We start from the raw sequence: 14,485 nt of genomic DNA on the forward strand, positions 1-14,485 counted from the left end.
TGAAACACGGCCGAAACGCGAGGCTGGTTCACTCGACCATCCGACGCCGGGGACCCGGCGCGAGACGAGAGGAGCCGCCGTGGACATCACCACCGTGACCGGTTTCCGTCTCGCCCGCACCCGCGACGACCTGCTCCTCGCGCCCGGCGAGCGGTTCCTCGCCGGCGGCACCTGGCTGATGTCGGAGCCCCAGCCGGACACCACCGGTTTCGTCGACCTCACCGCCCTCGACTGGCCGGCGATCGAGATCCTCGAGGACGGGCTGCGCATCGCGGCGACCTGCACGATCGCGCGGCTCGTCGCCTTCGCCGAAGGGCGTCTCGAGGTGCAGCCGCCCGCCGACTGGACGGCCATCGACCTCGTCCCCGCCGCGGCCGATGCGCTCCTGGCGAGCTTCAAGATCTGGAACACCGCGACCGTGGGGGGCAACCTCTGCCGGGCCTTCGCCGCGGCAGCGATGGTCAGCTTCGCGGTGGCGCTCGACGCCGTCGCGGTGATCTGGCCCGCCGGGGGCGACGAGCTGCGGATGCCGGTGGCCGAGCTCGTCGTCGACGACGGCGCGACCAGCCTCGGTCGCGGTGACGTGCTGCGCGCGATCGAGATCCCCACGTCTGCGTTGCGCTCGCGCGCCGTCCTCCACAAGATCGCCCTCGCCGAGCTCGGACGCTCCGGCGCCGTCGTGACCGGACGCCTCGACCGCGACGACTCGTCGACCTTCACCGTGACCGCCGCCGTCCGCCGTCCCGTGGTCCTGCGCTTCGCGGCTCTGCCCTCGGCAGACGCCCTCACCGCCGCCGTCGAGGGGGCCCCGGGCTACTACACCGACCCCCTCGGGGCGGCCGACTGGCGGCGGGCCGTGAGCGCGGTGCTGGCACGTCGGGCCCTCGACGGACTGCGGATCGCGTCGTGAGGTTCGAGGTCGACGGCGCGGCCGTCGAGGCCGAGCCGCGAGCCGGTCAGTGCCTGCGCACGCTGTTGCGCGAGACGGGCCGCACCGAGGTGAAGAAGGGCTGCGACGCCGGCGACTGCGGCGCCTGCTCGGTGCTGCTCGACGGCGAGCCGGTGCACTCGTGCCTCATCCCCGCGGCGCGCCTCGAGGGCCGCCACGTCACGACCGCGGCCGGCCTGGCCCCCGGCGACGACCTCCACCCGGTGCAGGAAGCGCTGATCGATCACTTCGGCTTCCAGTGCGGCTTCTGCTCGCCCGGCCTGAGCGTCACCGCGGCCTCGCTGTGCGGCGACGACCTCGACGACCTCGACCGCAAGCTCAAGGGCAACCTCTGCCGCTGCACCGGCTACCGGCCCATCCGCGAGGCGGTGCGCGCGGCGGTGCTCGGCCCGGTGCGCGAGACCGGCAAGCCGCCGCACGGACGCCGGGCCGTACCCGCCGGGCCGGCCGGGGTCGGGCGCTCGGTCTCGCCGGAGCCCGCTCGCCGCGTCGTGCAGGGCCGCGAGCCCTACACGTTCGACATCGACGGGACCCCCGCCGGCGCACCGCTCGTCCTCCGCGTGGTCGGCTCCCCGCACGCGCATGCGCGCGTCATCGCCGTCGACACGGATGCCGCGCGTGCCGTGCCCGGGGTCGTCGCGATCTTCACGCACGCCGACGTCCCCCGCATCCGGTACTCCACGGGCCGGCACGAGCACCGCGAGGACGACCCCGACGACACCCTGATGCTCGACGACGTCGTCCGACACGTCGGGCAGCGCGTGGCGGCCGTCGTCGCCGAGACCGCGGAGGCCGCCGACGCCGCTCGGCGCGCGATCCGGGTGCGTTACGAGGTCCTCCCGGCCGTGTTCGACCCCGAGGAGGCGCGCCGGCCCGGAGCGCCGCTGCTGCACCCCGAGCGCACCCCGGCCGATCGTGTCGACGAGGCCGGCCGCAACGTGATCGCGAGCGTGCATCGCGAGACCGGCGACACCGCCGCGGCCCTGGCCGAGAGCGCCGTCGTCGTCAGCGGGACGTGGTCGACCCAGCGCGTCTCGCACGCGCAGCTCGAGACGCACGGCTCGGTGGGATGGCTCGACGACGACGGCCGTCTCGTCATCCGCTCGTCGACGCAGGTGCCCTTCCTCGCACGCGACGAGATCGCCCGCCTGTTCGACCTCAGCCCCGACCGCGTGCGCGTGCTCACCGGGCGCGTGGGCGGCGGGTTCGGCGGCAAGCAGGAGATCTTCACCGAGGATCTCGTCGCCCTCGCGGTCCTGCGCACCGGTCGTCCGGTGGCCTACGAGTTCTCGCGCACCGAGCAGTTCCAGCGCGCGTCGCTGCGGCATCCGATGCGGGTCGGGGTGACGCTCGGCGCCGCCCCGGACGGCCGACTGACGGCCATGACGATCGACCTGCTCAGCGACACGGGCGCATACGGCAACCACTCGCGCGGGGTGATGTTCCACTCTCTGGCCGAGTCGACCGCGATCTACCGCTGCGATGCGGTGCGGCTGGACGCCGAGGTCGTCTACACGAACAACGTCCCCTCGGGCGCGTTCCGCGGCTACGGTCTCGGGCAGGTGATCCTGGGCGTCGAATCGGCGATGGACATGCTCGCCGAGAAGCTCGACATCGACCCTTTCGAGCTCCGCCGCCGCAACGCCGTCGGCCCGGCCGACCCCACGCACGAGCACGATCTGGTCTGGGGCAGCTACGGGTTCGACCAGTGCCTCGATCTCGCCGAGTCGGCGCTGCGGAAGGGCAACGGGGTCTCAGCCCCGGACGGCTGGCTGGTGGGCGAGGGGATGGCCGCGGCGATGATCGCGACGATGGCGCCCTTCGGTCACATCGCCCACACCACCGCGACCCTCCGGGCCGACGGCTCGTACCTGCTGCGCACCGGCACCGTCGAGTTCGGCAACGGCACGAGCACGGTCCACCGTCAGATCGCATCGTCGGTGCTCGGCAGCGAGCGCCTCGAGGTGCGCAGCGCCGACACCGACGCCGTCCGCCACGACACGGGCGCGTTCGCGTCGGCCGGCATCACCGTCGCCGGGAAGGCCCTGCACGCCGCCTGCCTCACGCTCGCCGACCGGATGCGGCACGCCGCGGCCGCCCTGACGGGAACCGATGCCGCCGGTGCCGTGCTCCAGCCCGACGGCTCGGTCCGCACGCCGGCGGGACTCGTCGGCGCGGCCGAGCTGATCGCGGCCGCCGATCCGGCCCATCGCGACGACGACGGACTGACCGCTGACGGCAGCGAGCTGGGCGAGCAGCGGTCGCTGGCCTTCAACGTGCATGCGGTCCGCGTCGCCGTCGACCCCGAGACCGGCTCGGTGCGCATCCTCCAGTCCGTCCAGTCGGCGGACGCCGGCGTCGTCCTCAACCCCGCGCAGTGCCGCGGCCAGGTCGAGGGCGGCGTCGCGCAGGGCATCGGCAGCGCTCTGTACGAGGAGGTGATGATCGACGACGGCGGCCGGGTGATCAACCCGGTGTTCCGTACGTACCGCGTGCCGCAGTCCGCCGACATCCCCGACACCGAGGTCTACTTCGCCGAGACCGACGACTCGCTCGGACCGTTCGGGGCGAAGTCGATGAGCGAGTCGCCCTACAACCCCGTCGCGCCCGCGATCGGCAACGCGATCGCCCGCGCCCTCGGGCACCGGCCCCACGAGCAGCCCTTCAGCCGGGATCGGGTCTGGCGGCTGGCTCAGCGCGACCCCCGCTGAGCAGCGACGCATCGGAAGCCGTCACAGCATCGAAACACGAGCGCGACGCTGACCGAAATATTCAAGCAATAGCTTCAAGCCAGCACCTCCCCGCAGCGGCATCCGTGCACCCGCGCTGCGTTCCTGCACCCGCACACCCGAAGGAGAACCGATGCCCGTTCCGCGCATCCGGAAACACCGCCTCGCCGCGACGCTGGCCACCGCCGCCGTCGCCGCCCTCGCCCTCTCGGCCTGCTCGACGAACGCCGCCGAACCCGGCGCCTCGGGCTCCGACGACTCCGCCTCGTTCGGCGAGATCAGCGTGCAGTACTCGTGGATCAAGAACGAGGAGTTCGCCGGCGAGTTCTACGCCTACGAGAACGGCTACTACGACGAAGCCGGCTTCGACGAGGTCATCGGAATCTCCGGACCCGACACCGGTGTCGCGAAGCTGCTGTCGGGCACCGTGCAGGTCGCGCTCTCGGACGCCGCCTCGGTGGGCGCCGCGGTCGCCGAGGAGGAGGCCCCGCTGAAGATCATCGGCGCGACCTTCCAGAAGAACCCCTTCACGATCCTCTCGCTCGCGGACGGCGGCAACATCACGTCGCCGCAGGACCTCATCGGCAAGACGATCGGCGTCCAGGACTCCAACGCCTCGGTGTTCGCGGCCCTGCTCAACGCCAACGACATCGACCCCAGCCAGGTCACCGTCGTGCCCGTCGACTTCGACCCGACCCCGCTCATGGACGGCCAGGTCGACGGCTTCATGGCCTACCTCACCAACGAGGCGCTGACCGTCGAGCTCGCCGGCTACGAGATCACCAACCTCTCGTACGCCGAGAACGGCGTGCCCTACGTCGCCGAGACCTTCACCGTCACCGACCAGTACCTCGCCGAGAACGAGGAGCTCCTCAAGGAGTTCCTCATCGCCGAGATCAAGGGCTGGACCCAGGTGTTCCAGCAGCCCGTCGACGACACCGTCAGCCTGGTGCAGAAGTACTACAACCAGGCCGCCGAGGAGTCGGAGGACGGCCTCGAGGCCGTGTTCGGCGCCCTCGACCCCGAGAAGACGACGGCCGGCATCGCCGCGCAGAACCTGCTCATCTCGACCGAGGAGACCGAGGCGAACGGCCTGTTCACCATCTCGGACGACCTGAAGCAGCAGACGGTCGACTCGCTCGCCGCCGCCGGCTGGGAGGTCTCGGTCGACGACCTGTTCGACACCACCATCATCGACGAGATCTACGACGAGAACCCGGAGCTGCTGAACTACCTCCCGTGAGTTCGGACGCTTCCTCCATCACATGACACACGACGACACCCGGGATGCCGGTGCCCCTCGCGGCACCGGCATCCTGATCGACGGCCTCAGCAAGACCTTCAGCACCGGCCGCGGCCGGTCGGTGACGGCCCTGCAAGACACCCACCTCCACACCGACAAGGGCTCGTTCCTCGCCCTGCTCGGCCCCTCGGGGTGCGGCAAGTCCACCATCCTGCGGATCCTCGCCGACCTCGAGAACCCGACCGCGGGCGAGGTCCGCGTCGACGGCAAGACACCCCACGAGCTGCGCCGCGACCACGAGCTGGGCATCGCCTTCCAGGACCACGCCCTGCTCCCCTGGCGCAGCGTGCTGGCCAACATCCGCCTGCCCTTCGAGATCGCTGGCCGCACACCCGACAAGGCCTACATCGATGAGCTCATCGCGCTCGTCGGGCTCACCGGCTTCGAGAAGGCGAAGCCTGCGCAGCTGTCGGGCGGGATGCGGCAGCGCGTCTCGATCGCGCGTGCGCTGGCGCTCAAGCCGTCGGTGCTGCTGCTCGACGAGCCGTTCGGCGCGCTCGACGACATGACGCGGCAGAACCTCAACCTCGAGCTGCTGCGCATCTGGACCGAGAAGCCAGCGACGACGCTGCTGGTCACCCACGGCATCTCCGAGGCGATCTTCCTCTCCGACCAGGTCGCGGTCATGTCGCCGCGTCCCGGCCGCGTGGTGGAGATCATCGACGTCGACCTGCCGCGCCCGCGCACGCCCGAGATGATGCGGACCCCCGAGTTCCACGCGCTGGTCGACCGCGCGTCCGAGCTGCTGTTCGGCAGCGACGGCCGCGCCGACGCGGAGTCGTGATGCGCCGCGCCGGAATGCCCACCTGGCTCGCGGGCGTCATCGGCGCCGTCGTGCTGATCGGCGCCTGGTGGCTGCTGTCGGTCACGGCGTTCTCGCCGCCCGAGGGCACGACCTTCACCCCCGTCCCCTCGCCGTTCACCGTGTTCGAGACCATCGTCCGCGACGGTCTCGCGCCGTACTGGACGGTGTTCCAGGTCACGATCGGCGAAGCGATGATCGGCTACGCGTGGGGCAACGCCATCGCGCTCCTCCTCGCGTCGACGGTGCTGCTCCTCCCCCGCCTCGAAGTCGTCGTCACCCAGATCGCCGTCGTCAGCTACTGCCTGCCCGTCGTCGCCGTCGGCGGCATCGCGATCGTCGTGCTCGGCGGGGCCAAGCGCGCCGGCGACCCGAGCGCGACCGCGATCTTCCTCGCGGCGCTCGCGGTCTTCTTCACCACCGTCGTCGGGGCGCTCCTCGGGTTCAAGGCCGCCGACAAGGCGTCGCTCGACGTCGTGCGCGTGTACGGCGGATCGCGGTGGACGCAGCTGCGCAAGGTGCGCCTCATCGCCGCCGCCCCCGCCATCCTGAACGCGCTGCAGATCGCGGTGCCGAGCGCCTTCCTCGGGGCGATCCTCGGCGAGTACATGGGCGCCATCGACCGGGGCGTAGGCATCACCCTCATCAAGCTGCAGGGCGACCTCGACTCGCCCCGCGTGTGGGCGGTGTTCCTGCTGTCGGCCATCGTCGCCCTCATCGGGTACGCGGCCCTCGGCCTCGTCGCGCGTCTCGTGACGCCGTGGGTCTCGGGGAGGTCGGCCGCATGATCGTCGCCATCCGCCGCTCGCTCGGCCGCTCCTTGATCAACGCCCTCGCGACCGTGCTCATCGTGCTCGCGCTGTGGTGGGCCGTGGTCAACCTCACGGGCATCTCGACCTACGTCGCCAAGGGACCCGCCGAGGTGTGGGAGTTCCTGTTCACCGCCGATGACGCCGCCGAGAACCGCATGGACCTCTGGCCGCTCATCGGCCAGACCGTGCAGGACGCCGCTCTCGGCTTCGGGGTCGGCATGCTCGTCGCGCTCCTGCTCGCCGTGGCGTTCTCGCTGTCGAAGGCGATCGAGGCGGGGGTCATGCCGCTCGCGCTGCTGCTCCGCTCGGTGCCGCTCGTGGCCATCGCGCCGGTGATCATCCTGATCACGGGCCGCGGCACCGCGGCATCCGTCGCCGTCATCGGCTCGATCGTCGTGCTCTTCCCCGCTCTCGCCTCGATCCTGTTCGGACTCAGCCGCGCGTCGAAGGAGAGCCTCGACCTCGTGCACGTCTACGGCGGCGGGCGACTGGCCCAGCTGCGCAAGGTGAGCGTGCCGGGCGCGCTGCCCTCGCTCTTCGCCGCCGCGCGCGTCTCGGTGCCGGGAGCGGTCACCGGCGCGCTGCTGGCGGAGTGGCTGTCGACGGGTCAGGGCATCGGGGGCATGATCGTGAAGTTCACCGCGACCGCCCGTTTCGACGACCTGTGGGCCTCGGTGGCCATCATCACCCTGCTGACGCTCGTGCTCTACAACCTCGTGCAGATCGTCGAGACGCTCGTCCTGACCCGCATGGGCATGACGACCTCGGTCGCCTGACCCCAGGCGGCCGGGCGCGGCTCCCGGGGTCCAGGCTGCAGCCGCAGGAGGGGGTCAGTGGGGGTGGGTGGGGCGGCGGCGCGCGACCTCGGCGAGGGTCTCGTGCAGGCGTGCGGACGCCTCGGCGGCCAGGGGATTGGTCGACGCCCCGCGATCGTCGACCAGGACGCCGCCGACGTACACCCGCGACAGGTTGCGCGGGCTCATCGCGAGGACGTAGCTGCGCACCGGGTGCCAGAGCGGGCCGACGTCGGGCCGCCGTGGATCGACGACCACGAAGTCGGCCAGCTTGCCCACCTCGAGCGAGCCGACCCGATCCGCGACACCCATGATCTCGGCCGCGCCGAGGGTGTGCAGCCGCAGCACCTGCTCGGGCATCATCGCGAGCGGGTCCTGCAGGCGCGCCCGCTGCTGATAGATGCCCATGCGCATGTTCTGCCAGGGATCCGAGACATCCGTGCAGGCCTGGTCGTCGAGGCCGATGCCCACCGGCATCCCCTTCGCGAGCATCTCGGGCACCTGGGCCGTGCCGGACGCCAGGCGACCGTTCGAGGCCGGTTGCCACGACATCGCCGCACCGCCCGCCACGGCCTCGTCGATGATCTCGGGGGTGGTCTGGATGAAATGACCGAACACGAGTCCGAGTCCGAGTGCACCGGCATCCCGGTACTGCGCGAACTTCGACCGCTGGTGCTCCACCGCCTCGGGCGATTCGAGGAAGTGCGCCTGGTTCGTCACGCCGTACCGGCGCATCGCCTCGACCTCGAGCCACGCCGCGTCCTCGCGCGGCGACCACTGCACCTGACCCATGATCGACGCCCCGAGCGCGTAGTCGGGGTCCATCGATCGCGTGTGCGCGACGGATGCGGCGAAGCGCGCGAAGACGTCGTCGTCGGAGCCGACGGTGACATCCATGCCGATCGCGTCGACGAAGCGGATGCCGGCATCGCGCGTTCCGTCGGCCTGGCGCGTGTGATATTCCAGATCGCGCATACGAGCGTTGCCGACGCGCTTGCCGTCGACCATCGACTCCCACGACTGCTGCGGGTCGGTGAAGTTGTAGGCGGTCGTCACGCCGTTCGAGAGGAAGTCGAGCGCTCCGTGCAGGGTTGACCAGTACACGTCGTCCGCGGTCATGTGCGCGGTGGTGCCGAGCATGGCGTCGCACCATCCGTAGAGGGTCTCGCCGACGCCGAGTCCGCGCAGGCCGGACGTGAACAGGTGGGAGTGACTCGAGACGAAGCCGGGCGCGACGAACGAGCCGGCGGCATCGAGGGTCTCATCGGCGGTCGTGCCCGCAGGCGGGTCTCCGGCGCCGATGGCGGCGATGCGCCCGTCATCGCCGACGAGCATCCAGCCCTCTTCGAGGTAGCCGGGATCCTCCGTGCCGGCGGGCATCGTGATGAGGCGGGCGTGGGTCACGAGCAGGCGCATACCGACACGCTAGCGAGTCCATGTTTCGCCCTCGGGTCAGCGATATTGCGCCCCGCGCGGGCTCGCCGGAAGCGGTCGCGCGCGAGGTGTCAGGCCGTGGCGCGCCGGTCCGCGGCGAGGTGCAGGACCGACTCCGCGAGGGCCCGGATGCCGCGGGCGACGTCGGCGGCGGTGACATCCTCGTCGGGGTGGTGGCTGATGCCGTCGGGGTTGCGGAGGAACAGCATCCCGATGTCGGTGAGGCCGCCGAGGGCCATCCCGTCGTGCCCGGCACGGCTGAAGATCGCGGGCGGCTCGTCGGTCACGTCGGCCGTCGCACGGATGCCCTCACGGACGACGTCCTGCAGCAGCGGCGCGCACGCGACGGCAGCGGCGTTGTGGATCTCGCGGTGCTGCCAGCGCAGGCCCCGCCGGCCCATGATCTCGTCGAGCTCGCTCGTGAGCCGTCGCCAGACCCGGTCGCGCTCACCGTCGAACTCGCCGCGCAGGTCGAGGGAGAACTGCACCTCGCCGGGCACGATGTTGACCCCGCCGGGGAACGCCTCGAACTGCCCGACCGTCCCGATGATGTGGTGCTCGGCCCGGCAGATCCGCTCGACCGCGAGCGCCGCCTCGGAAGCGCCGAGGAGGGCGTCGCGGCGCATGTCGTAGGGAGTGCCGCCCGCGTGGCGGGCCTCGCCTTCGACCGTGAGCAGGAACCGGCGGGCCGACGCGATCGACGACACCACCGCCAGCGATTCGCCCCGCCGGTGCAGCTCGGGTCCCTGCTCGATGTGCGCCTCGAGGTATCCGACGAGCTCGTCCGGGCGGCGGGCCGCCTCGCCGACCCGGCCGGGGTCGAGCCCGAACTCGCGGAAGGCCTGGGCCAGGGTCGTCCCGTCGGCGTCGGCGAGGTCCCACCATCCGCCGTCCCAGACGCCGCCGACGGCCGACGACCCGAGCAGCGCCTTTCCGAAGCGCGTGCCCTCCTCGTCCCAGAAGGCGGTGACCTCGAGCGCGAACGGCAGCGGCGACCGCCACGACGAGCCGTCGTCGGCGGCGGGCTCGCGCAGCATCCGCACGACCTCGATCCCCATCAGGACCCCGACGATGCCGTCGTACCGTCCCGCGTCCGACACCGTGTCGAGATGCGACCCGATCATGAGCGCGGGGTCGTCGCCGCCGGTGTCGAGCCGGCCCACCTGGTTGCCGGCGGCGTCCTGGCGCGTGGTCATGCCGACCTCGCGCATCCACTCGGCGGCGAGACGGTTGACGCGCGCGTGCTCGGGCGAGAGGTACACGCGCTCGATGCGGTCGGGGGCCGCGCTGATGCGCGCGAGGTCGTCGCAGCGCGACATCACCCGTCGTGCCGCATCGGCGATGCGTTCGGGCGCCACGGCGAGCAGAGCGGATGCCACGGCTCACCGCCCCCGGTAGACGTCCGCCGCCGCCTCGACGCCGCCCGCGACCGGCACCGCGACGCCATAGCGACGCAGCACCGCCTCGAGGGCGGCGAGAGTGGTGAGCACGGCGTCCTGGCGGGCGTTGTAGCCCATCGTGCCGATGCGCCACACCCGTCCGTGGAGCGGGCCGAACGAGGTGCCGATCTCGATGCCGAAGTCGGCGAGCAGGGCGGCGCGCGCCTCGTCGCCGGGCACGCCCTCGGGGATCTCGACGGCGACGACGTTGTTCATCTTGTGCGCGACGTCGCCGAAGACCGTGAGGCCGAGCGCCCGCACGCCGGCGAGCATCGCCGCGCCGGAGAGCCGGTGGCGTGCGATCACCTCGTCGCGACCCTCGGTGAGCAGCACCCGCGCGCATTCGCGCGCGCCGTAGAGCATCGATGTCGCCTCGGTGTGATGGTTGAGCCGGCGGGGTCCCCAGTAGTCGAGGATCATGCCCAGGTCGAAGTAGTTCGACCGCACGAAGTCGGTCGCAGCGGGGTCGCCGGGCTCGCGGATGCCGGCTTCGATGCGCGCACGAGAGCGCACGACCTCGACGGCACGCTCGCTGAGGGTGATCGGGGCGGACCCGCTGGGGCCGCCGAGGCATTTCTGCAGCCCGGCGGTGGCGGCGTCGAGCCCCCAGTCGTCGGCGTCGAACTCGTTGCCGCCGAGCGAGGCGGTCGCGTCGGAGTAGAACAGCACGCCGTGCTTCGCGCAGATCGCGCCGATCTCGTCGAGCGGCTGGTTCATGGTCGTCGAGGTGTCGCCCTGCACGAGCGCGAGGAGCGTCGGCTTGACCCGCACCACGGCCTCTTCGATCGCGGTGGGTGGGAAGACCTGTCCCCACTCGGCCTCGATCGTGTGCACCTCGGCGAGCGCGCGCTCCGCGATCTCGGCGAGCAGGTGCCCGAAGCGTCCGAAGACGGGCACGAGCACCCGGTCGCCGGGCCGGACGAGCGAGATGATCGCCGCCTCGATGCCGGCGCGGCTGGTGCCGTCGACGAGCAGCGTGGCGTCGTTGCGCGTGTTCCAGACGGCGCGGTAGAGCTCCTGCGTCTCGGTCATCGTCTGCGTCATGAACGGGTCGTACTGGCCGACGAGCGGCGCCGACATCGCGGTCAGCACGCTGGGGTAGGCCGAGATCGGTCCGGGGCCCATGAGCAGACGGGCGGGCGGGTCGATGGGTCCGGGAATCCGGACGGTCGGGTTCGTCATGGGGTGTCCATCCGGGGGTCGAGGAGCGAGAAGAGGCGGCGCGCGAGCCGCACGAGAGCGAGGTCGGTGCCGGCGCGCGAGACGAGGCCGACGCCGACGGGCGCCGGTCCCAGCGGCGACGGCACGGTGAGCAGCGGCACCGAGATCGCGGGGAGCCCGGCGACGGCGGCGGGCGTCGTCATCCGCAGTGTGTCACGTCGCAGTGAGTCGAGCGCCTCGCCGCCGGCGGTGCGGGGCGGTGCGGCTCCCGGAACGGTCGGCAGCAGCAGCACCGCATGCTCGAGGACGGCACGCAGCCGGTCGGCGAGGGGGGCGAGCGCGGCGCGCGCCCGCTTCTCGTCGTCGAGCGTCACGGCGGCGGCGGAGCGGAAGCGGTCGGCGACGGCGGTTCCCGTCGCATCGGGATGCTGCGTGAGCCACTCGCCGTTGTTGCGCCAGGCCTCGGCGCCCTGCACGGTGCGGAACGCGTCGAGGTATTCGTCGAGGTCGCCGATCGCGACGTGCTCGACCGAGACCGCCGCGGACGCGAGGCGGTCGAGCAGGTCCGCGAACGCGCGACGGGTGTCGGGCTCGGCGGCGCCGACGATCTCGTCGGGCACGAGGAGGCGCGTCGGCAGGTCGTCGCCCGACTCGCCGAGCACGCTCTCGGTCGACTCCGACCCGGTGTAGCTGAGGCACCATCCGGCGACGCGCTCGAGCGTCGCCCCGTCGCGGGTCAGCCAGCCGACGGTGTCGAAGCTCTGCGCGAGGGGCAGCATCCCCTGTCTCGGCACGAGGCCGTGCGTCGTCCGCAGGCCCCAGAGCCCCTGGTACGAGGCGGGCACCCGCACCGATCCGGCGGTGTCGGTCGCGAGGGCGACGTCGGCGTGCCCGGCCGCGACGGCGGATGCCGGCCCGCTCGACGAGCCGCCCGGGAGGGCGCCGGGCAGCGCGGCGTTCGGCGGGGTGCCGTAGTGGGCGTTGTCGCCGGCCACGGAGTACGCGAATTCGTCGGTGCGTGCGATGCCGCGCAGCGACGCGCCACCGCGCAGCAGGTCACCGACAGCCGGCGCCGTGGTCGTCTCGGCGCGGGCGGAGTCGAGGAAGGTCGGGTTGCCGGCTCCGATGCGATAGCCGCGGATCGCGAAGAGGTCCTTGACGGCGACGGTCAGCCCGGCCAGCGGGCCGTCCCACGCGCCCTGGTAGAGCGGGTCGCCGACCGTGCGCCAGATCGAGCGGTCGAACGCCTGCGGGCGCGGGGTCACGTGGGCGGCGGTGATGAGCCAGCGCCCGTCGATGCGCTGCCAGAGCTGGGTCTGCAGGCCGGTCCCGCCGGCGCCGTAGCGCGAGACCGCGATCAGCAGGGCGACATCGGGTGCGAGCGGCCGGTACTCGACCCGCTCGATCTCTCGCGCCGCGACCCCGCCGCGTGCCCCGCGGAAGGCGCTGATCGCGTCGTGGCCGACGAGCAGGCCCGCGGCATCCGCTCGCATCGTGCCGGGTCCGGGAGCGAACGCGGCGTCGAGCGCCGGGAGGTCGTTCTCGACGATGGCGCGCTCGTAGTCGGCGAACGCCGCCGCGAGATCGGCGGGCATGTCGACGGCCGGGCTGCCGTCGCCCGGGATGCCGTCGGCGGGCGACGTGGCGGCGGAGTCGGTCACGACGCGTCCTCGCCGACGGCGACGAGGGTGCCGCTCCGCGCGAGCAGCCGCCCACCCGGAACGCCGACGGCCTCCGCGGCGCCGGCGTCCGCGCCGATCTCGAACACGACCCGACCCCGGAGCCAGGTGCGACGCACGCGACCGGTGAGCACCCGGCCGTCGTACGCCGAGATCGGGTTGCGGTGCCGCAACTCGCGGGCGTCGACGCGGACGACGTCGTCGGGCGCGAAGACGGCGAGGTGCGCGGGAGCGCCCACGGCGATGCGCCCGACGGCGTCGAGGCCCGCGACGGCGGCGGGGCCCGTCGTGAACAGCGGCAGGATCGTCTCGAGCGGGATGCCCCGGTCTCGCGCCTCGGTCCAGACGGCCGACAGCCCGACCTGCAGCCCCGAGATCCCGCCCCACGCGAGCCCGAAGTCGCCGTCGCCCGCGCGCTTGAGGTCGACGGTCGAGGGCGAGTGGTCGCTGACGATCGCGTCGATCGTGCCGTCGACGATGCCCTCCCAGAGCAGGTCGCGGTTCGAGGCCTCGCGGATCGGCGGACAGCACTTGAACTCGGATGCGCCGTCGGGGATGTCCTCGGCGACGATCGTGAGGTAGTGCGGGCACGTCTCGACCGTGAGGTCGACGCCGCCCGAGCGGGCTGCGCGGATGGCGGGGAGAGAGCGCGCGTCGCTCAGGTGCAGGATGTGGGCCCGACCCCCGAACTCGCGGGCCGCGGCGATGACCGCCTCGATCGCGGACGCCTCGCTGGCGGCCGGCCGCGACGCCAGGAACGCGTCGTAGCCCCGGCCGAGGGCGCCGCCGGCCCCGAGCAGCTCGGGGTCCTCGGCGTGCACGATCAGGCGCGAGCCGAGGTCGGTGATCTCTCGCATCGCGCGGCGCAGCTGAGCGCGGTCGAGGTGGCCGAACTCGTCGACTCCCGACGGCGCGAGGAAGCACTTGAACCCGTAGACGCCGGCCTCGTGCAACGGGGCGAGGGCGCCGAGGTTCTCGGGCACCGCCCCTCCCCAGAAGCCGACGTCGACATGGGCGGATGCCTCGGCGGCGGCGCGCTTGACGGCGAGCGCCTCGGCGGTGGTCGTGGGGGGCAGCGAGTTCAGCGGCATGTCGACGATCGTCGTGACACCGCCGGCGGCCGCGGCCCGCGTCGCCGAGCCGAAGCCCTCCCACTCGGTGCGGCCGGGTTCGTTGACGTGGACGTGCGAGTCGACCAGGCCGGGCAGGAGCACCGCGTCGTCGGGGATGCGCACCTCGGCGGCGTCGACGTCGGCGTCCTCGGGCAGGACGGCGGCGATGCGGCCCCCCTCGATCACGACGGCCGCCGGGGCGAAGGCCGCGCCGTCGAAGACTCGGCGAGCACGGACGACGACGGGCGGCGGAGGGGATGCGGTCACGGAG

At 72.5% G+C, this 14,485-nt stretch carries 11 protein-coding genes; 6 read left to right on the forward strand and 5 right to left on the reverse strand.

Annotated features, from left to right (window positions below; genetic code table 11):
- The first annotated feature begins 79 nt into the window (after positions 1-79).
- The 6 genes from HW566_RS08250 to HW566_RS08275 all read left to right on the forward strand — a co-directional run bounded on the left by HW566_RS08250 (position 80) and on the right by HW566_RS08275 (position 7,371).
- Positions 80-910, forward strand: coding sequence for an FAD binding domain-containing protein (locus HW566_RS08250; protein WP_178011971.1), 831 nt, complete (start codon positions 80-82; stop codon positions 908-910).
- Complete coding sequence (locus HW566_RS08255; RefSeq protein WP_178011972.1) at positions 907-3,660, forward strand: molybdopterin-dependent oxidoreductase; 2,754 nt, start codon at positions 907-909, stop codon at positions 3,658-3,660. The genes HW566_RS08250 and HW566_RS08255 overlap by 4 nt, the downstream gene beginning before the upstream one ends.
- 151 nt (positions 3,661-3,811) lie before the next feature.
- The gene (locus HW566_RS08260) at positions 3,812-4,921 is read left to right on the forward strand and encodes an ABC transporter substrate-binding protein (RefSeq protein WP_178011974.1); all 1,110 of its coding nucleotides are present in this window, start codon (positions 3,812-3,814) and stop codon (positions 4,919-4,921) included.
- A 22-nt stretch (positions 4,922-4,943) separates the two neighbouring features.
- Positions 4,944-5,765, forward strand: coding sequence for an ABC transporter ATP-binding protein (locus HW566_RS08265; RefSeq protein WP_178011976.1), 822 nt, complete (start codon positions 4,944-4,946; stop codon positions 5,763-5,765).
- Positions 5,765-6,571 carry an ABC transporter permease gene (locus HW566_RS08270; RefSeq protein ID WP_178011978.1) on the forward strand — a complete coding sequence of 269 codons (807 nt, stop codon included), beginning with the start codon at positions 5,765-5,767 and terminating at the stop codon, positions 6,569-6,571. Before HW566_RS08265 ends, HW566_RS08270 begins: the two co-directional genes overlap by 1 nt.
- Positions 6,568-7,371 (forward strand): ABC transporter permease, encoded by an 804-nt coding sequence (locus HW566_RS08275; protein ID WP_178011980.1) that lies wholly within the window; start codon positions 6,568-6,570, stop codon positions 7,369-7,371. The genes HW566_RS08270 and HW566_RS08275 overlap by 4 nt, the downstream gene beginning before the upstream one ends.
- A gap of 54 nt (positions 7,372-7,425) precedes the next feature.
- On the opposite strand, the gene HW566_RS08280 is transcribed toward HW566_RS08275, so the two are convergent.
- From HW566_RS08280 to allB, 5 genes are all read right to left on the reverse strand, one after another.
- Entirely contained in the window at positions 7,426-8,805 is a 1,380-nt protein-coding gene (locus HW566_RS08280; protein WP_178011982.1) for an amidohydrolase family protein, read from the reverse strand.
- 89 nt (positions 8,806-8,894) lie between these two features.
- On the reverse strand, positions 8,895-10,142 hold the full coding sequence (locus HW566_RS08285) for a Zn-dependent hydrolase (protein ID WP_178014805.1): 1,248 nt from the start codon (positions 10,140-10,142) through the stop codon (positions 8,895-8,897).
- A 63-nt stretch (positions 10,143-10,205) separates the two neighbouring features.
- Complete coding sequence (locus tag HW566_RS08290; protein ID WP_256728630.1) at positions 10,206-11,444, reverse strand: pyridoxal-phosphate-dependent aminotransferase family protein; 1,239 nt, start codon at positions 11,442-11,444, stop codon at positions 10,206-10,208.
- Positions 11,441-13,084 (reverse strand): AtzH-like domain-containing protein, encoded by a 1,644-nt coding sequence (locus HW566_RS08295; protein WP_256728631.1) that lies wholly within the window; start codon positions 13,082-13,084, stop codon positions 11,441-11,443. The genes HW566_RS08290 and HW566_RS08295 overlap by 4 nt, the downstream gene beginning before the upstream one ends.
- A complete protein-coding gene (gene allB / locus HW566_RS08300; RefSeq protein ID WP_178011984.1) occupies positions 13,081-14,481 on the reverse strand; it encodes an allantoinase AllB in 1,401 nt (466 codons plus the stop codon). Before allB ends, HW566_RS08295 begins: the two co-directional genes overlap by 4 nt.
- Between the last annotated feature and the right edge of the window lie 4 nt (positions 14,482-14,485).

It is taken from the genome of Microbacterium oleivorans (genome assembly GCF_013389665.1).
Lineage (GTDB): Bacteria > Actinomycetota > Actinomycetes > Actinomycetales > Microbacteriaceae > Microbacterium > Microbacterium oleivorans_C.

Coding starts and splice junctions, on each gene's coding strand:
- HW566_RS08260 (WP_178011974.1), top strand. CDS start 3,812: ATGCCCGTTCCGCGCATCCGGAAACACCGCCTCGCCGCGACGCTGGCC.
- HW566_RS08265 (WP_178011976.1), top strand. CDS start 4,944: ATGACACACGACGACACCCGGGATGCCGGTGCCCCTCGCGGCACCGGC.
- HW566_RS08270 (WP_178011978.1), top strand. CDS start 5,765: ATGCGCCGCGCCGGAATGCCCACCTGGCTCGCGGGCGTCATCGGCGCC.
- HW566_RS08275 (WP_178011980.1), top strand. CDS start 6,568: ATGATCGTCGCCATCCGCCGCTCGCTCGGCCGCTCCTTGATCAACGCC.
- HW566_RS08280 (WP_178011982.1), bottom strand. CDS start 8,805: ATGCGCCTGCTCGTGACCCACGCCCGCCTCATCACGATGCCCGCCGGC.
- HW566_RS08285 (WP_178014805.1), bottom strand. CDS start 10,142: ATGTCGCGCTGCGACGACCTCGCGCGCATCAGCGCGGCCCCCGACCGC.
- HW566_RS08290 (WP_256728630.1), bottom strand. CDS start 11,444: ATGACGAACCCGACCGTCCGGATTCCCGGACCCATCGACCCGCCCGCC.